This window comes from Acinetobacter guerrae (assembly GCF_009372255.1).
Classification (GTDB): Bacteria; Pseudomonadota; Gammaproteobacteria; order Pseudomonadales; family Moraxellaceae; genus Acinetobacter; species Acinetobacter guerrae.
Genome location: NZ_LXGN01000001.1, coordinates 293,426 through 313,155 on the forward strand (window position 1 = coordinate 293,426; position 19,730 = coordinate 313,155).

The 19,730-nt window shown below is 38.3% G+C and carries 16 protein-coding genes; 6 read left to right on the forward strand and 10 right to left on the reverse strand.

The genetic code is table 11. The features are described from left to right. Positions 1-34 precede the first annotated feature (34 nt). On the reverse strand, positions 35-928 hold the full coding sequence (locus A7A69_RS01325) for an amino acid ABC transporter substrate-binding protein (RefSeq protein WP_120370568.1): 894 nt from the start codon (positions 926-928) through the stop codon (positions 35-37). A gap of 724 nt (positions 929-1,652) precedes the next feature. Here A7A69_RS01325 and A7A69_RS01330 point away from each other — a divergent pair. Further along, the gene (locus A7A69_RS01330; protein ID WP_152876034.1) at positions 1,653-2,288 is read left to right on the forward strand and encodes a TetR/AcrR family transcriptional regulator; all 636 of its coding nucleotides are present in this window, start codon (positions 1,653-1,655) and stop codon (positions 2,286-2,288) included. A gap of 102 nt (positions 2,289-2,390) precedes the next feature. Beyond that, on the forward strand, positions 2,391-3,305 hold the full coding sequence (argF, locus tag A7A69_RS01335; protein ID WP_152876035.1) for an ornithine carbamoyltransferase: 915 nt from the start codon (positions 2,391-2,393) through the stop codon (positions 3,303-3,305). 71 nt (positions 3,306-3,376) lie between these two features. Here argF and A7A69_RS01340 read toward each other — a convergent pair whose 3' ends face one another. From A7A69_RS01340 to argC, 5 genes are all read right to left on the reverse strand, one after another. Next, positions 3,377-3,736 (reverse strand): YnfA family protein, encoded by a 360-nt coding sequence (locus A7A69_RS01340; RefSeq protein WP_120370565.1) that lies wholly within the window; start codon positions 3,734-3,736, stop codon positions 3,377-3,379. A 3-nt stretch (positions 3,737-3,739) separates the two neighbouring features. After that, the gene (gene clpA / locus A7A69_RS01345; RefSeq protein WP_120370564.1) at positions 3,740-6,016 is read right to left on the reverse strand and encodes an ATP-dependent Clp protease ATP-binding subunit ClpA; all 2,277 of its coding nucleotides are present in this window, start codon (positions 6,014-6,016) and stop codon (positions 3,740-3,742) included. A gap of 11 nt (positions 6,017-6,027) precedes the next feature. Further along, complete coding sequence (gene clpS / locus A7A69_RS01350; protein ID WP_004989257.1) at positions 6,028-6,441, reverse strand: ATP-dependent Clp protease adapter ClpS; 414 nt, start codon at positions 6,439-6,441, stop codon at positions 6,028-6,030. Between the two features lie 18 nt (positions 6,442-6,459). After that, complete coding sequence (locus A7A69_RS01355; protein ID WP_120370563.1) at positions 6,460-7,206, reverse strand: DUF6776 family protein; 747 nt, start codon at positions 7,204-7,206, stop codon at positions 6,460-6,462. A 79-nt stretch (positions 7,207-7,285) separates the two neighbouring features. Then, positions 7,286-8,341 carry an N-acetyl-gamma-glutamyl-phosphate reductase gene (gene argC, locus A7A69_RS01360; RefSeq protein ID WP_152876036.1) on the reverse strand — a complete coding sequence of 352 codons (1,056 nt, stop codon included), beginning with the start codon at positions 8,339-8,341 and terminating at the stop codon, positions 7,286-7,288. Between the two features lie 364 nt (positions 8,342-8,705). On the opposite strand from argC, the gene A7A69_RS01365 reads away from it, so the two are divergent. Continuing rightward, positions 8,706-10,223, forward strand: a complete 1,518-nt coding sequence (locus A7A69_RS01365) for a hypothetical protein (RefSeq protein ID WP_152876037.1) — start codon at positions 8,706-8,708, stop codon at positions 10,221-10,223. Between the two features lie 11 nt (positions 10,224-10,234). Here A7A69_RS01365 and A7A69_RS01370 read toward each other — a convergent pair whose 3' ends face one another. Then, positions 10,235-10,906, reverse strand: a complete 672-nt coding sequence (locus A7A69_RS01370) for a M48 family metallopeptidase (RefSeq protein WP_152876038.1) — start codon at positions 10,904-10,906, stop codon at positions 10,235-10,237. Further along, entirely contained in the window at positions 10,906-11,577 is a 672-nt protein-coding gene (gene rpiA, locus A7A69_RS01375; protein WP_120370560.1) for a ribose-5-phosphate isomerase RpiA, read from the reverse strand. Before rpiA ends, A7A69_RS01370 begins: the two co-directional genes overlap by 1 nt. A 105-nt stretch (positions 11,578-11,682) precedes the next feature. Here rpiA and ilvA point away from each other — a divergent pair, with 105 nt between their 5' ends. The 3 genes from ilvA to A7A69_RS01390 all read left to right on the forward strand — a co-directional run bounded on the left by ilvA (position 11,683) and on the right by A7A69_RS01390 (position 15,419). After that, complete coding sequence (gene ilvA / locus A7A69_RS01380) at positions 11,683-13,221, forward strand: threonine ammonia-lyase, biosynthetic (protein WP_151980580.1); 1,539 nt, start codon at positions 11,683-11,685, stop codon at positions 13,219-13,221. Between the two features lie 208 nt (positions 13,222-13,429). Then, entirely contained in the window at positions 13,430-14,095 is a 666-nt protein-coding gene (locus A7A69_RS01385; protein ID WP_120370556.1) for a potassium channel family protein, read from the forward strand. Then, complete coding sequence (locus A7A69_RS01390) at positions 14,085-15,419, forward strand: TrkH family potassium uptake protein (protein WP_151980610.1); 1,335 nt, start codon at positions 14,085-14,087, stop codon at positions 15,417-15,419. The genes A7A69_RS01385 and A7A69_RS01390 overlap by 11 nt, the downstream gene beginning before the upstream one ends. Positions 15,420-15,514: 95 nt before the next feature. Here A7A69_RS01390 and A7A69_RS01395 read toward each other — a convergent pair whose 3' ends face one another. After that, positions 15,515-16,705, reverse strand: a complete 1,191-nt coding sequence (locus A7A69_RS01395; protein ID WP_152876039.1) for a phospholipase A — start codon at positions 16,703-16,705, stop codon at positions 15,515-15,517. Positions 16,706-16,726: 21 nt separating this feature from the next. After that, complete coding sequence (locus tag A7A69_RS01400) at positions 16,727-19,666, reverse strand: insulinase family protein (RefSeq protein ID WP_152876040.1); 2,940 nt, start codon at positions 19,664-19,666, stop codon at positions 16,727-16,729. Positions 19,667-19,730 lie beyond the last annotated feature (64 nt).

The window sequence follows — 19,730 nt, forward strand, 5'->3', positions numbered from 1 at the left end:
CAACGATCTAGCGACTACTCATTAACCTAATAAGTTAAATACCTGCATCAGTAGGATTTGCTTTTAATTTTTTGAACGATTGACTTTGAGGCATATTTAAGTTGGTATTTTTTGGAGGAATGGCAGATTGAAACCATTTTTTATACAAAGTATCCATCTGACCTGACTTCCACATACCTTTAACTGTACGGTCTGCGATTGCCTTAAATTTAGGATCATCTTTTGCAATCATAATGCCGTATGGCTCAGAAGATAATACTGGCCCAACAATTGCAAATTCTTTTGGATTAGAAGATTTGGCAATTAGTCCTGCCAAAATATTATCATCCATTACAAATGCAGCTGCACGACCTGAAGCCATCATTGAAAATGAGTCTGCATGATCTTTACCATAAATGTTTTGCACATTAATCTGTTGACCACGTTCATTCATTTTAATGTATTTGTCTGAAGTTGTTCCCTGAGTAGTTACAACTGCTTTACCATTTAAGTCTGCAAGGCTTTTAATGCCTGAATTTGCTTTAACCGCCATACGAACTTCTGTCGCATAGTAATTGGTTGAGAAACCCACTTGCTCCTGACGCTGTTTCGAATTTGTCGTCGTACCACACTCCATATCAATATTTCCTGATAAAAGTTCTGGGATACGTGTCGAAGAAGTCACCGCCTTATATTCAACTTTAAGATTTGGCATCTTAAGGTCTTTTTTAATTTCATTGGCAAAGTTATTGCAGATATCAACTGCATAACCCACTGGTTTACCGCCTACGACATAAGAGATTGGATCAGAAGATTCACGATGCCCAATAATAATTTTTCCGCTCTTTTGAATTTTTGCCAATGTATCGGCAGCTTGAACCTGTGTTGCTCCTCCGACTGTAAAAACCATAAGTGCAGATACAAGTAGTGAGGTCGCTGAATGTTTCATAAAAACTCCTTGATTATAAGTTCTCTCCTTTTGGTATCTTAATCGTATTATTCAAAGATACTAAAGGATGAGCTTGTTTTTCCTAGTTGCAATTATCAAGCCAACTTCTAATTATTACTTAATTATCGATTGATAATAGCTCTGTTTATACGCTATTGAAAAAAAATGAAAAGATTAAAAAATTCCTTTTTTGTTATACTTTAGTTTTAGTTTTCCTATTTTACGCTCTAAGTGTCTTTTTTTTACACAATTTATTTAATTAATCTTTAAAGAATATCCTATTTGGTGCACACATTATTTATAAAATGCGACATAAATAAGCATTTCAACAAAAGAAGATATCTTTTAGCCAAATATCTATGACAAATATTTTTCTTGGGTAAATGATTGTGCTTTTATCAAGCATTCATTTTATAAATGATTATTGTTTAATTATTTTTACAAATCATAGTTCCAAGTTATTTAAGTAACAATGAAAAATACTTTTTTGAGATTTATCTTTATCCCCGAGTGTAAGCTCAGGTTTTAATCAACTTAGCATTTTTATAACTCACAATATAACGCTATTGAATCATCCATATTTACACCCATATACAAAACATCTATCAAGCCCAAAACGACCGTTACCTTTACACAGCCAGCCTTGCTAAATTTTGCTATACTGTAATCTGGGTATTTAATTTCTTAAGTTTCCAATAATTTTATGTAGAGACCCCCTAACCTTATGACTCAACACGTCTGCTGCGAACTACCCCAAACCAGAAGAGGACATGAACGCCGTATAGCGCTCTTGTTAAGCGGCACTGAGTTATTTTTAGAACGTGGCTACGATGCCGTTTCTCTGGATGATATTGTTAATCATGCAGGCGGTTCCAAAGCGTCTATTTACAAATATTTTGGTAGCAAAGAAGGCTTGTTTAAAGCCATTTGTGATTATAGACGTGAGCTTTTTTTTAAAAATATTTGTGTGGCATTTAATAGCCATATTGAAGATTTAAGAAGCTATCTCATTCAAACTTTGATCGGTTTTTATCAGAAAATTACCTGTGCTGAAAATGCAGCCTTTATGCGTTTAGTCATTGAACGTTCACAAAGTGATCCTGAACTAGCGCTTTATTTACATGAACGTGGCCCTGAGTTCGTGCAAAAAACCATTGCTTGTGCTTTGGAACAGGCCGCGCAACAAGGAAAAATCGATTGTCCTCAGCCGTTTAACTCCGCCATGATGTATTTTGGTATTTTGCGTAATATTGAGTGGAAAATTACGATGGGAGTTCCAATGACTGTAGATCATCACGAAATTCTTGATCATATTGAATATTGCGTGGATATTTTTTTGAAAGGCCATCAGTTAAGCTAATTTCTTTGCATTTTCAAACACATGTAGTATAGTATTTGATTCTTTTTTTCTTCATTTATCAGCAACTAATTGTTGTTTAACAACAATTATTGTGGAGTAACCATGGCTCTACGGCATTTCTTAACTTTACGCGACTTATCTTCTTTGGAATTAAACCGTATTTTAGATCGTGCAAGCGAACTAAAACGCTTACAGCATGAAAAACAGATATTTCAGCCTTTTGTGGGTAAAGTTCTAGGAATGATTTTTGAAAAATCGAGTACACGTACCCGTATTTCTTTTGAAGCAGGCATTAATCAATTTGGTGGTAGTGCTATTTTTCTTTCGCCACGCGATACTCAATTAGGTCGCGGTGAACCCATTGAAGATTCTGCTCGTGTTATTTCAAGCATGCTTGATATTGTCATGATCCGTACTTTTGGTCATGAAATCGTTGAGCAATTTGCTTCTTATTCCAAAGTTCCTGTGATCAATGGTTTAACTGATGATCATCATCCTTGCCAGCTTTTAGCCGATCTACAAACGTATCAGGAACACCGTGGCAGCATAAATGGTAAAACTGTAGCTTGGATTGGTGATGGCAACAATATGTGCAACTCTTACATTGAGGCAGCACATATGATGGGCTTTAAATTAAAAATTGCCTCTCCAAAAGGTTATGAGCCAAAACCCGAATTTCTAGCAGAATTTGCACACTGTGCAGAGGTTTTTGATAATGTTGAAGATGCAGCCGTCAACGCTGATCTGATCGTGACTGATGTCTGGGCGAGTATGGGGCAAGAAGAAGAACAAAAACTTCGTGAAAAAGCTTTTTCTGCATTTCAGGTCAATGAAAAACTGATGGATATTGCACATCCAGATTGTTTATTTATGCATTGCTTACCAGCGCATCGTGGTGAAGAAATTTCAGAACATATGCTAGATCATAAAAATTCTGTTGTTTGGGATGAAGCTGAAAATCGTTTACATGCGCAAAAGGCATTGATGGAATTCTTGCTAAACGAACAATCAAAATAATATGTTTGATATTAAAAAAACGCTGTTTTAAAACAGCGTTTTTTTACTTTTTGAACTTAGAAAAATAAAACTTATCGAATCAAACCTTGTGGTTGCAAAATAATTAAACTCGCACCAATTAAAACCACTAAACCACCCAATAAATCCCAACGAGTCAATGCAACCTGATCAACAAATCGAAGCCACATCAATGCTGTAAAAATATAGATTCCGCCATAAGCAGCATAAATGCGACCTGAAGCAGCTGGATGCAACGTTAAAAGCCATACAAATAATGCAAGGCTAACTATGGTAGGAATCCATAGCCATGTACTTTTCCCCTCTTTTAAAATTAAGTAAGGAAAATAACAGCCCAATATTTCAGCAATAGCTGTTAATAAAAATAACCCGAATACACTGAGTATCCGGGTTATTGAGAAATCTTCTAGCATCGATTAAGCAGGCTCAGCAGTTTGATCTTCAAAGACAGAAAGCTGTAGTCCAACATCTTTGCCATCTTCTTTTTTCACAGAAACAGCTACGTTGCCACCATGATCAGCCAACTCACCAAATAAAATCATCTCAGCAAGCGGCTTTTTCAAATGTTCCTGAATTAGACGCTGCATCGGACGTGCTCCCATTTGACGATCATAACCGTTCGCGGCTAACCAATCACGAGCAGATTGATCAACTTCAAGCACTACTTTTTTGTCATCGAGTTGTGCTTGTAGCTCGGTCAGGAACTTATCGACAACAGATTCAATAACTGATGTTGGCAATGCCTTAAATTGAATTACGCCATCTAAACGGTTACGGAATTCAGGCGCAAATGCACGTTTCATCGCCTCTTGGTTATCATTGCTATTGTCTTGCTCTGTGAAACCAATACTGGCTCTCGAAATGCTTTCTGCACCAATATTTGTTGTTAAAACAATAATCACATTTCTAAAATCAGACTTACGACCATTATTGTCTGTTAAAGCACCATGATCCATAACTTGTAGCAACAGATTAAACACATCAGGATGGGCTTTTTCAATTTCATCTAGCAATAATACGCAATGTGGATTTTTGTGAATTGCATCTGTCAGTAAGCCGCCCTGATCATATCCCACATAACCTGGAGGTGCACCAATCAAACGTGAAACCGCGTGACGTTCCATATATTCAGACATATCAAAACGTACCAGTTCCACACCTAACAATTTTGCCAATTGTTTGGTGACTTCTGTTTTACCCACCCCAGTTGGGCCTGCAAATACAAAACTACCAACAGGTTTGTCTGGTGCTTTTAATCCTGCACGAGATAATTTAATCGCAGATGCAAGTGCGCTAATCGCTTCATCTTGACCAAAAACCACGCGTTTAAGATCCCGCTCAAGGTATTCAAGAACGGCTTTATCATCTTTAGATACGGTTTTTGGCGGAATTCGTGCAATTTTCGAAACGATATCTTCTATATTTTCAATCGTAATCAAACTATCATCTGACTCTGCTTTTAAACGACGCTGCGCACCTGCTTCATCAATAACATCAATCGCTTTATCAGGTAAGAAACGATCGTTAATAAATTTAGAAGAGAGTTCAACCGCAGCAACTAGAGCTTTATCTTCATATTCGACATGATGAAAATCTTCAAACTTGGTTTTGAGTCCACGTAAGATATCAATCGTTTCAGAAATACTTGGTTCATTCACATCGACTTTTTGGAAACGGCGTGATAATGCATGATCTTTTTCAAAGACTTGACGATATTCCTGAAAAGTGGTCGAACCAATGCAGCGTAAACTTCCATTTGCCAACGCAGGTTTGATTAAATTCGAAGCATCCATTGTACTGCCCATACTTGAACCAGCACCAATGATCATGTGAATTTCATCAATAAATAAAATTGCATTGGGATTTTTCTTTAAAGCATTTAGAAGTTGTTTTAAACGCTTTTCAAAGTCACCCCGATATTTGGTTCCTGCAACCAAGGCACCAATATCCAGACTATAAACCTCAGCATTGGCAAGTGGTTTTGGAGCTTTGCCATTGACAATTAACCACGCTAAACCTTCCGCAATTGAAGTTTTACCAACACCTGGATCGCCCACCAACAACGGATTATTTTTCCGACGACGGCAAAGAATTTGCGCGGTACGTTCGATCTCTTTTTCGCGCCCGATCAAAGGATCAGTTTTACCTTTGAGTGCTTCGTTATTAAGATTAAGCGTAAATTGCTCTAAAGGGCCAGCATTGGAAGATGCCGATGCATCACCCTCGATATCTTCAACTTCTTCTTCGGGTTGGATATCTTCTTTACGTGTACCGTGAGACAAATACTGAGTTAATGTCAAACGATTAATTTGATGACGTTTTAGTAAATAGACCGCAAAGGAATCACGTTCAGAATACATCGCCACCAATACATCAGCACCTTCGACAGTACGATCACCGCCGCTAGATTGCACATGGAAAATAGCACGCTGTAAAATACGATCAAAACTTTCAGTCGGATGCGGAGCCTGATCGTTATTTTCACCAAGCTTCGGCGTATGTTGTTCTACGTATTCTTCTAGTTCTTTACGCAATGAAACTATATCGGCACCACACGCCTTAAGTGCATTTACAGCCGAATCATTATCGAGCAAAGCCAGCAATAAGTGTTCTACAGTGAGAAACTCATGCCTTTTTTGACGAGCCATGCTTACAGCCAAACGTAAGGATACTTCTAATTGACGACTGAGCATACGACCCCCTTTTAATCTTTGGGTTCGATCTGACAAAGTAATGGATGACCTTGAGATCGAGCGTAATTATTTACCTGGTTTGCTTTGGTCTCCGCAATGTCTCTCGGATAGACGCCAGCAACACCTTTACCTTCATAGTGTACTGTTAGCATTACTTGAGTGGCTTGGTCAAGATTCAATGCAAAGTATTGTTGTAAAATTTCAATTACAAAGTCCATTGGTGTGTAATCATCATTCAACAACACGACCGCATATAGAGGTGGACGTTTTAGCTGAGGTTCAGCAGTTTGTACTGCAATGTCACCTTCTGGCTCATTACTTTGCGAATCACTTAAGCGCGGGTTGATATGCCAATCGACATATCCAGACTGGTAAAAGGAAGCTTTCACGTCTTTTAAACTAATTTGTCGCTTATTCGTTCGCATATACTCTTTGATTCACTCTTAATTTGCATTTGCTTCTGCTTGGGGAATTTCTGCAACAAAGGCAGACTCCGCTTCAACAGGCTTGCCACGTTGCCAGCTAAAACGTTTGGTTACAGGCGTAGCACCTGTCAGACGTATCTCAATGTATTGCGGAGTAAAGCCTTTTGGCATGGTCCAGCGCCCTGTTAAACGCTCAAAATCATCAAAATTGAAACTACTATCTTCCAACGGCACAACCAAAATTTCATCGCCCTGAATTAAACGCATTTCAACAGAACCTGCAGCACGACGTTTGTTTGGGCTGACTTGAACTAAGTCAAGCTGATATTCAAATGCATTTTCAGGTAATGATTTAATCGCCAGATCTTGAATCGTCAAGCTTAAACCACCTCTCTGGCGTAGGATTTCACGATAAAGCGCACTCATGCTTTGCATTTGTGCCTTATCATTTTTTGCCTGTGTAATGCCTTGATATAAATCATTGGCATTACTCACAGCAATATCGCGCTCTTGTACCGTTGCATTTAAACTTTTATTCACTGCATCAAGTGCAGTTTTCTGTTTTTGAACAACCTCAACCAGTTGCTCTGCATCGGCATCGTAACCAACAACAGTTAAGCCCTGACGATGTCCAACGGTATAACCTAATAAAAAACTACCAGAAATCAGAACAACTGCTCCAACTACTAATGGTCTGTTCGTATGCCAAAATGACGGCTTAGGTGTTTGTAGATCATCGTTATTTATTTGTTCAGTATTCTGCATCGCCATCTCTATTTGAAGATAGAACCAAAGCACACATTTAAATCGATATTTAAATGTGTGTGAAGCTTAAAAGCGTTTTTTATGGTAATAAACCAATACCTGTTAAACCTGTATCTTCTGAAAACCCAAACATTAAGTTCATATTTTGTACAGCCTGACCTGCCGCCCCCTTAACCAAATTATCCTGTGCGGATAATACAATTAGTTTATGGGGTTGTGGTTTGTATAATGCAATACGTAATTCATTAGAACCGCGTACACTACGGGTTTCAGGTGAACTATTAGGCGGCATCACATCTACAAATTTTTCATGGGCATAAAATTGCTCATAAAGTGCTTGAAGATCAGTTTTTGCACCTTCTTCAGTCAAGTCAATATAAATAGTACTGAGCATACCGCGAATCATCGGCACCAAATGTGGCACAAATACAATATGATCGAATACACCTTTTTGACCAGATATATTTTCTAAAGCTTCAACAATTTCAGGATGATGACGATGACCACTTACCCCATAAGCTTTAAAATTGTCGGCATTTTCTGAATAGATCATTCCCATGCTTGCTTTACGACCAGCACCAGATACACCCGATTTTGCATCAATAATAATGCTTGAAGGGTTTACTAAGTTTTGTTCAGACTTTAATAACGGTGCTAAACCCAACTGTACTGTCGTTGGATAACAACCAGGATTACCAATCACACTTGCCTGTTTAATTTTCTCGCGATTTAGCTCGGTTAAACCATAAGCCGAGTCTTTTAAGACATCTGGGCAGCTATGCTGTAAACCGTACCACTTTTCAAACTGTTCTAGATTTTGTAAACGAAAATCAGCAGCAAGATCAATAACTTTAGTCTTGGCAGCAAGTAGTTCTTGTGCATGTTGCATCGCAACACCATGTGGCGTAGCAAAAAAGACCACATCACATTGTTTTAATTGATCCAGATTCAAATCTGAAAATTCAAGATCAGTATGACCACGAAGGCTTGGAAACATATCAGCAACACGTTTACCAGCTTCAGTACGCGAAGTAAGAATTTGAACAGTGACCTGCGGATGTCGTAATAAAAGACGCAATAATTCAACGCCAGTATATCCAGTTCCCCCAACAATTCCGACAGAGACCACGATCATTACCTCTAAATATCAACCGAATGGCAGATAGTATGGCAGTTTACTTGGATTTCTACAATCAACTCGACAGCTTCAAAAAGCTTTATTAAAGCTGATGCAATGAAGTGCTGTAATAAAGTATTTGTCACATACTCTACCACTGGTCAAAAATTACTTTAGTCGTTATATTGAGATGACATAAAATGAAATAAAGCCAATAGTTTAAACTGGATAAAACTTTATATAAGCCATGAAGGCTATACAAAAGTATTTTATGTCGTTGAATGACAAGGACTAAAGTCTCTAATTTAAATAATAGATTGTTAGTGAATATCAAACTGACTCCTTGGTTGGCACGGATGACTAAAATTTCAGGGGTGAAGGAATGCCTTTTTTCAAAAGAAGACAATATCAATATACTAATTTATGCAAATCAATTGGTATTGTCATACTCAGTACTTATCTTGCCAGTTGTGGAGGAAGCTCTAACACCCCTCCAACTACACAAGCAAATAACGAAAATTCAAGTAGTGAAGTTTTGCAACCCAATGAGGTTCTAATTAAACTTCCTCTAGAAATGCATAATGTGAATCTTAAACTTTATGACAACACCAGTAATCAAGTCGTCACAGAAGTCGCATCTTTTAGCGGAATTTCATCTGTTCTAAAGTTTCCTATTGAAAGAGCAAACCGAATTTATCGCCTTGAAATTACCACCAATCAAAACTCACAAATTTATGATTTTATTAATGATAAATATGTAACACTTGATGGAACTTATCATGCATTACTTTGGCCAACCTCGACTGAGTCACGCATATTTTATGTCAGTCCAGTCTCAGAAGCTGTTTACCAACGCACTTTAGTACGCGCAGGTCAGTTACCTGATGAAAATATAGAAACGTCCAAGATCAATGATACTCATTTCATTATGGCTATGCAGGATGTAAACACTGCTCTATTAAATGCCTTTAAAAATGAAAAGACGCCGACTTTAACCAATGCAAATGCGTTAACCAATCTAACCTATACTGCATTGCCACAAAATGTTTATCTGGATAGTTATTTAAGTTTTGGTTATTTCGTTTATTGGTACAATACACACAACCAAAGTAGCAACTATTATTCAGAATTTACTCAGAATATTGCGCTTGATTTAGCAGATGGCTATTTAGATGGTAAAAGTGTGAATGGCAATAAAACTGCTTTTACTCCCATGATCACCACAGTTCAAAATGCTGATGCACGTTTAAATACTGCCCCTGATATTGGAGCAAATCAAAAAGCGGCAAGAGATTTATTTGCAAGTCACTTAAAGAGCGCCGTATTAGATTTAGCCGTTCGTCAACTACAACCAAGTTTAAATGGCGCAGGTTACAAAGCATTAGCTGAACGTACTTATAGTGGAACGCCTGACGCTGCCTACAATTCTTTCAATATACGAACAAGCGGTGCAGGCGATTATCGACGTGCTGTTGGATTTAACAATTCAACCGTATGTGGAGATTCAATTTATCTATGTAAACAAGGCATTTCTGGGATTAATAACGACAATAATGATATCAATTTTCCCTCAATTGAATACCTAATTGGGCTTTATGAAAAAAATGGTTGTGTTTTAAAAGTCAGAGCGACAGGTGACATTGAGCTGACGCAAGGTAGCCAAAGCTATAAATCCAGTCTGAATGGTGGCAGCACGGATAATTTGCTCCAAATCAATGCATCGACACAGGAATATATTCTGAATAGTGGTTCTGCCGAACCAAGTAATAACTCACAACAATATCCATTTATTCAGCTCAAAATTAAAGCCAATAAAATTCTGTCTGCTAGCGCAGGTTTAGATCAACACACGTCCCCTACACAACTGGAAACGCCGCAACTAAATTGCACATTTGACTAGTTAGCTTTACTTCAATACCACCATGCAGGCAACTGATAACTTTTCAGTTGTTTGCGGTGTATAAGATAGTCTGGTTCGAATTTTTCTACTTCAGCCCAAAACTGAGCGCTGTGGTTAAAATAACGTGTATGCGCTAGTTCATGCACACAAACATAACGTACAATTTCTGGTTGCATCAAAACTAATCCCGCATGCAACATAATACTATGTTGTACACTGCAACTTCCCCACCGTGTTTTAGGTCGTCGAACACTGCAATCACGAAAATTTAGTCCAGTCTGCCGACTAATCTTGTCCAGATATAAAGGTAAATATTGTTTCGCATAGTCATAAATCATGCCCTTTAATACGCTCACTCCTTTATCCTCACGAATGAAGACACAGGCTTGTTCATGATCGATGACATAATTTTTGTGTTGTTTACGCAATACAATCTGATAAGGCTGATCTTGATTAAAAAATTGAATATGCTGAAAATTTGAACTTGCAATTTGTTGTTGAGTTTGTTTTTGCCACGTCTGCATTAACCAGTCCTGCGACTGATCTAAAAACTGCTGGATTTGTTTTTTTGTACAAAATAAAGGTACAGTTAATCGTATCTGATGAGGCTCGACACGTAAGCGCAAATGTCTTGCTCTTACATGTCGTACGATCTTAATTTCTGGTATTGTTTCCAAATGCATTAAATCGCAGTACGCTCTTCAATACCATTATTGGTCGCAACAATTGCAATAGATGCAGAGTTAAGTGCAAAAATACCGTTAGTGACCACACCTGGAATATCGTTCAAAGTTTTCTCAAGCTCAAGTGCATTTAAGATATTTAAATTATAAACATCTAAAATTACGTTACCGTTATCGGTCACTACACCTTCTCGATAAACAGGGTCACCACCTAATGTGACGATTTTACGCGCTACAGCTGAACGTGCCATTGGAATGACTTCGACAGGCAATGGAAACTCGCGTCCTAATTGTTCGACCCATTTTGAATCATCTACAATACATACGAATTTTTTAGCGATAGACGCCACAATCTTTTCACGTGTCAGCGCCGCACCACCACCTTTAATCATATGCATATGGCGATCAATTTCATCTGCACCATCAACATATGCATCTAAGCCACCAACATGATTCATATCGACAACTTCGATGCCAAGTTTTTGTAACCGCTCAGCAGTTGCTTGAGAACTCGCCACAGCAGCTTCAAGCTGTAACTCAGGTAATAAATCAATCAAAAAATTAACCGTACTGCCTGTTCCCACTCCTAATATGCCACCTCTTGGCAAATGTTTTAAAGCAGCTTGCGCAGCAGCTTGTTTTTTTTCATCTTGGGTTGCATACAGGCTCATGACATCACTCAACTATTTTTCACATTTGGGCGAATTAATCGGCGCAAATGCGTAGGGGTTTGTTACAATAATCGTTTATTTTAAACTGTTAGATGGAAGATTAACATGCTGTCTCGTTTGGTTCGACAAATTTTACAGGCAACGGTGTATGACGTTGCAATCGAAACCCCACTCGAAGCAGCGCCACGAATTAGTGAGAAGCTTAACAATAACATTCGTTTTAAACGCGAAGATTTACAACCTGTTTTTTCTTTTAAACTACGGGGTGCCTATAACCGTATTAGCCAACTCCCAAAATCCCAATTGGAACGTGGCGTCATCACCGCTTCAGCAGGTAACCATGCTCAAGGTGTTGCATTATCTGGTCAAAAGTTAGGGATACGCGCCATTATTGTTATGCCTAAAACCACACCAGATATTAAAGTGCAGGCTGTTAAACGTCTGGGCGGTGAAGTGGTTTTGCATGGCGATTCTTTTGATGTTGCCAATAAATATGCGATTCAACGTGCCAAAGAAGAAGGAATGACTTTTATTCCGCCATATGACGATGAATTGGTGATGGCAGGTCAAGGCACCATTGCCAATGAAATTTTACGTCAATGGCGTGATGTTGAATATGTCTTTGTTGCTGTCGGTGGTGGTGGCTTAATTGCAGGAGTTGCTGCTTATTTGGGTGATGTTGCTCCGCACGTTAAAATCATCCCTGTTGAATATGATGAGTCAGCTTGCTTAAAAGCTGCTTTTGAAACAAATGAACGGGTTATTTTACCACATGTAGGTTTATTTGCTGATGGCACTGCCGTTGCACAAATTGGCGAAAAACCATTTGAAGTCATTCAACTACAAAAATCGGATAACTCTGGGCCAATTGTTGAACGCGAAGTTGTATTAGTTAATACAGATGAGATTTGTGCCGCCATTAAAGATACTTTTGATGAATGCCGTAGCATTGTCGAACCTTCAGGGGCAATGGCACTTGCAGGTATTAAAAAATACGTCGAACAACATCAAATTCAAGATAAAAATATTGTCTCAATCGTCTGTGGCGCAAACATGAACTTTGACCGCTTACGGTATATTGCTGAACGTACTGAATTGGGTGAACATAAAGAAGCTATTTTTGCTGTAACGATTCCAGAGCAAAAAGGTGCATTTTTAAATTTTTGTCGTGCTCTACATGGTCGTAATATTACTGAATTTAACTACCGCGCTAGTGCCAGTGATGAAGCTCAGGTCTTTGTGGGGATCAGTTTAAAATCAGGTCAGGCTGAACGGATTGAAACGTTCAATTCACTTAAAGAATTGTATGAAGTAGATGACCTTTCTGATGATGAAGTGGCTAAGCTACATATTCGTTATTTGATTGGTGGTCATGCCAATATTACAAATGAACGCCTATTTCGGGTTGAATTCCCAGAACGACCAGGTGCATTACTGACTTTTCTTGAACGCTTAGGCCCAACTCATAATATTAGTTTATTTCATTATCGTAACCATGGCGCTGCTGAAGGTCGCGTATTGGTTGGGTTACAAGCAACAGATACACAAGAAAATCCTGATGTACTGATCGAAACACTAGAAAATATTACTTATCCTTATGAAGAGATTACTCAAAATATCGGATATCAACGTTTTTTAAAGTAATCTTTTGAATAAAAACCGATAAGGGTGATGTCGCATACCTTATCGGTTTTTTAACACTTCTTTGCATTAAAACCTGTTCAAAAATAATAAACTACTTCAATAATAGCTTATCCAAGATTTAAAGTCGGTTAAGAGCTATTTATCTTTAAAATTGAATGCGTTAAGAAATTTTATCCTTATTACTTATACAAAAATCATCAGGTTAAATATGGCCCAATTTGCTGTCATCGGTCTAGGAAGTTTTGGTGCAACTGTCGCGGTACAGCTTGCACAGTTAAAGCATGATGTCATTGGTATAGATACCATTAAACGCAATGTAGAAGACGTTAGTGATCAACTCACACATGCTGTTATCGCAGATGCAAGCGATGAACATGTTCTTGAAGAGCTGAATATCAAAAATTGTGCGGCTGTCGTAGTTGCCATTGGTGAAGATATTGAAGCCAGTATCTTATGTGTTTTACATTTAAAAAATCTCGGCGTCCCGAAAATTTGGGTCAAAGCAAAAACCAAAGCTCATCATATGATTTTATCTCATTTACACGTTGATAAAATCATCCATCCTGAAGAAGATATGGGTGTACGTGTCGCGCAGGCTTTAAACTACCCAATGGTCAGCCGCTATATGGCACTCAATGATGATCATTTTATTGTAAAAATTGAAATTCCCAAGCATTTAAATGGTGTACATTTACTTGGCTTACTTGATGCCACCCAGCATGTAAAAACTATCTTATTACAACGCGGCAAAGATATTATTTATGATCCAGATCCTGCGTATGCAGTCCAGTCAAAAGATATTTTGATTGTAGAAGGTCATCTCGAACCGTTAAAAAAACTCTCCAAGCGATTTCTAAGCTATGATGAAACCTAAACTTAAGAATAAAACGTTTAACTTAAGTCCTCCATCACTTTTAGCACTAGGGTTCTTGAGTTTTATCATCGTTGGAACGCTTTTACTTAAACTTCCTGTTGCGAATCATGGTGATTTAAGTTGGATGGATGCCCTGTTCACTGCAACCTCTGCGGTGACCATTACAGGGCTTTCAGTTGTGAATATTGGTCAATCACTTACCACGACTGGTCAGCTTATTTTGCTATTTCTGATTCAGTGTGGCGGCTTAGGTTTTATGACTTTTGCGATTTTAGCTGCCTTAAGTCTTGCCCCACAATTAGGGCTTAGACAACAAATGATGGCGCAGGATTCACTTGGACAAACCAGCCTGTCTAAAGTCACGACTATCGCGCAGTCGGTATTTTTTTATTCTCTGTTCTTTGAAATAACAGGAATAATTATTCTAACTACGATCTGGACATCGCAATTCGGTTTTTCACAGGCTTTGTATTATGCCTTTTTTTATAGTGTTTCAGCATTTAACAATGCAGGATTTTCCTTATTCCCTGATAGTTTAGTCGGTTTCCAAAATCATTATTTCGCGTGTCTTGCAATTAGTTTTCTTTATATATTAGGCGGTATTGGTTTTCTGGTGCTTATGGATATTAAGCAGAACAAACGCTGGAAAAAACTGAGTACAAATAGCAAAGTCGTTTTATCTACCATTGCAATTTTAAATTTGAGTGGTTTTTTATTAATCTGGTTAATGGAAGCCAATAACCCCCTTACTTTCAGCCAAATGACACTCGGGGAACAAGCAATTAATGCGTGGTTTCAAGCGACAGTTCCTCGTTCTTCAGGCTTTAATACCATCAATACTGCATCTTTGATGGATAGTTCCACCCTACTCACTATGTTTTTAATGTTTATTGGTGGCGGCTCCCTCAGTACAGCAGGTGGAATTAAGGTAGGCACTTTTTTTATTTTAGTATTGAGCGTCGTCTCATTTTTGCGCCGAAATGATGAAATTCGAGTGTTCAATCATTCCATTTCCTATGAAAGTACATTTAAAGCACTTGCAGTAGTTGTTATTACCTTAAGCTTAATCTTTATTGGGCTCATGACTATTCTAGTTTTAGAACCACATAAAAACTTTTTGGATCTATTTTTTGAAGTTGTGTCAGCAGCATGTACAGTAGGTTTATCGCGTGGCGTAACAGGAGAATTACATAATGGCAGTTTATTTGTACTAAGTTTACTCATGTTTGCAGGTCGTTTAGGCCCACTCACTCTTGCTTATTTGATTGCAACACCCAAGAAAAGTCGACTTAAGCATCCAAGTGCAGATATTCAAATTGGTTAATTTATTAAATTTTAAACACTTTAAACTATAAAACGCCCAATAAGCCAATTGGGCGTTTTATTAAAGATAGATAACGATATGATTTAATTGGTCGATCAATACCAATCCATAAGAGAAATACCCAAACCGAAATAGGTAGCTCTATGATTATAATCAATCAGACTTTCACCATAACCATCAAACACCTGAAAATGACCACGCAACTTTCCACTAATCGGGAATGTCCAGTCAAACTGTGCAGCGCCATGCGAGTCATCACCATCTTTTAAAGAATGTCGAAGCATGAGAGAAAAATCATGATCATTCCACTTATAGAATGCAGTCAAATCTCCTCGTCCAACATAATCTTCAATGTCTGGATTATTATCATTTTTCGCTTCTTCCTCAATACGAATCCACGGTCGTAGCATCAAAGCAAAATTATCTTTTTCAAATCCGACATTAAAAATCACACGATTCCAACTACGTGATAAAGGATCTGAACGACCATTGGACTGATGATTCAATGTCATGCCAAGCAAACGCCCATCCAAACCAAAAACTTTATAATTGGTACGAAACATTAATGTGGCTTCAGGCTCATAGTTTGTTTCTCGAAATGGTCGAGATTCATCACCATTATAAACTTGCCAACGTGAAGACTGGGTATACCCCAACCATAAATCACCATTATTACCGATAATATTTTCCCAAGCCTTTGTTTTCAGTGAAAGCTGAAATTTCGACTCAAGCGAATCTAAATTTTGATTCTGATCTACTGTGTTATTCGGGTTTGGACTAGAAGGAAATTCATTTTTCTTGGTTGTCCAGAATACGGGCATCAAATACACAGGTTTAAATGCACGAATATTCCATGTTCCGAGTTTAGCTTTTTCAGATAACTCCCAACGTTTATCTAACAAAGAAACATTTGGATCGAGCGGATCAGCTTCCAAGGCAAATAAACTGCCCACCTTTTCTTCAACTTTTTCTTTTAAAGATGTAGGTTGTGCTTTGGTCTGTACAGATTCAACAGGCGCGGCAGCTTGTGCTGCGATCGCGTTTGCAGTATCTACAGGTAGTTTAAAAATTGCATCGTAGCAAGCAAGACGATCTGCATTTGAATCCAGTGCAACACAAGCTTTGGCACTTGCGGGAGCAGCAGGTGACTCTGCATTTTTTACAATGGGTGCAGGTGTTTGAGCTTTCATCGATATTTCAGCATGTACAGCAGATACACCCATACAACTGAGCATGCTAAACATACTCAGTCGAATTGGTGTTCGTTCAAAAGATTTGAACGACATAAGGTTCTCCAGTTTTTTGTTTTAATTGACTTGTTTAATCTGAAAACCAAGCTGCTCAAGTTCCTGACGTTTTGCAAACGGTGCAACTACAGCTTTTGTCGGTTTCTGATTAATTAAATATTGTTTTGCCACACGTTCTAAATCATCCAAGGTGACATTTAACAAACGTGTCCGCAAAGTTTTTCGAAATGCAGGTGTACGTGCATGTAAAAGCGCATAACATGCTGTAATCGCTTCTCCAGCAGGAGAACCTGGTTTATCCATACTTGAGACTAAACCCAAAATTGCTTCTTCAAGTTGATGCGGCTGCTGTTCAGTATGCAAAAGCCATTCCACACTCGCGTCAAAATCTTTAAATGTTTCAGCCAGACGCGGATCACGATAACTGTAAAAACGGAATGAACACGCATTACCATCATAGCTTGCCCCACCGCCATAAGCCCCGCCTTTTTCGCGAATGGCACTATGTAAATAGCCATTACGCAAATAAGCTGCTAACACCATTAAAGGTGCTGCATCAGGATGTGAAACATCAACAGCTGAATATGCAGATGCACAGAATTGGACGTTAGCCTGAATCAGCCATGCTTCATCATGATCATTTTGTTGAGGATTAATTTGCTGAATATTAGCAATATTGCTATCGATTTCAACTGTATCCCAAACATTCTGAATTTCTTCAATTAATTGTTCAGAAAGCTGTTCCTCACATACCAACAAAAATTGCTTAGGTGCCTGAAGCAGCTTTAAATGAATGCTTTTTAGTTCATTGATGAATGCGTCATAAGCTGCATCATCTTGCTCAATACCATCAACCAGATCATTAAGCCAATTTAAAGCACCCAAACCTGTATTATGATAATCACGTTGTGCCAATGCACTCATATTGCGTGATGCAATTTGCATCGCATAGCTATGACCAGAACCAGATAAACGAGATTTCCAGCGCGTTTTACGTTGTTGTAATAACTCAATAATGCGTTCTTTTTCATCAAAACGAAGCTTTTCAAAGGCCAACTTTAATAGGCCAATCGCATCTAAACGTTCATTTAAAGATTTAGTGGTTAACGTCAACCATGCACTAATTTTGCCTTTATCATCGACTTTACTGCGTAATGAAGCGCCCATGCCCAAACCGCCACTTATCGCAGTTTGTAGTTGTTGCAAAGTTAAATAATCATATTCACCAGCACCAACTTCTCCCATCAAAATAGACAACAAACTAAAGTAAGGTGACTGAACAATTTCATTCGGGATTTCAATCAGAACTTGCTGATAATAAATACCATTTGTTCCAGCATGATATAAATTGAGCGGATAATCATGGCGATTTGAAATAATTTCTCTAAGTTGGCCCTGCACAATGTGCAAATCTGCTGGGACATCTTCAAGTCCGACTTTTGGCAATAAATCCAAATCATCAGGTGTATCCTGACGTTGTTTCAACGCTTCCGTATTTGCTTCAATTTCAGCACGATCAGCATCAGTTAAATGTTCACCAATTTTCGCCAAACGTGCTTTTTCATCCGCTTGCTCTTTCACAGATTTTTCAGCATCAGGAATAAGTGTCATCTGTACGCGGTGTGGATTATCCAAAAGATACGTCTGAATCAGATTTGAAAGCCACATCGGATCTTTGAGTTCTTCTTTAACCTGATCAATTGCGGTGTCCACATCCCAGACATGAACGGGATCATTATGGTGAATCGCACTACTTAAACCATTTAAAATCAAACTCAAACCATAAGGCATACCATCGCCATTGATTTCGCGCTGATGCAATTCAATCTGGTGCAAAATCGCATCAACCAACGCCTGATCAATCGGTTTTGATGCAACATCCTGTAAAACCTTGAGAACACCTTGTTTAAATTCTTCGGCATATTCGGCATTTGAACCCTGAACGCCGCAATAAAATGTCATCTCAAAATTAGAATCATCTACACCCATTAATGGACCTGTAGACTGCGCATAGCCACATGTTTCCAGATAATGACGCAATGGAGAAGCAGAGTTTTCCAGTAAGATTCCTTCTACCAAACGCATACCCAAACGCAATTTAATATCACTTGCTTGAGGTAACAACCACGCCAAAACATGATACGTTTTATCAGTTAAATCTTCGCTATCTACCGCATAATTTTCAGTGACTTCAATTGGAGCGGTCAAACGTTTTTCTGGCGTTGAATAAAGCGTAGTGCCTTTTTCAAATCTAGCCAACGCCAGTTTTTCAAATTGTTCTTGCAGTTCATAAGCACTTTGATTACCAAAGGTCATAAATACCGCATTACTTGGATGATAATGGGTCTTGTAAAAACGAACTAATTGTTGATAAGTCAGATCAGGAATATCTTTTGGATCACCACCAGAATTATAGTGATACGTTGTTTGTGGGAATAAATGATGAGCCAATTGATGATAAAGTTGGTCTGAAGGTGCGCTCATTGCCCCTTTCATTTCATTAAAAACCACACCCTTATAAACAGGCTCGCCATTTTCAAGCTCAATGCGAATCCCTTCCTGTGCAAAGTCTAAAGGGTTCAAATTGGCTGCAAAAGCTGCATCCAGATAAACAGACAATAAGTTTTGAAAATCTTTTTTATTTTGTGTTGCAAACGGATAAGCCGTCCAGTCTGCCGCAGTAAAAGCATTCATGAAAGTATTCAATGAACGGCGAATCATCAAGAAAAACGGATCACGTACAGGAAATTTCTCTGAGCCACACAATGCCGTATGTTCAAGAATATGCGCTGTGCCTTTCGAATCCATCGGCTGAGTACGAAATGCCACTAAAAAAACATTTTCATCATGCGAAGTGGCTAAGTGGTAGTGAATAGCGCCCGTCACTTTATGGGCGTATTCAGAAACTAGAATATCTAAAGCTTCAACATGGTGTTGACGTACCAACTGAAACGCAGGATGTACAGTTTGATTAATGGTTTCAGTGACATCTACCGTCATGTGATCTCCTAAAATTTCGCTTTATAAATTGGCTTCCATTATAGCCTTACTCTCTAACCAATTT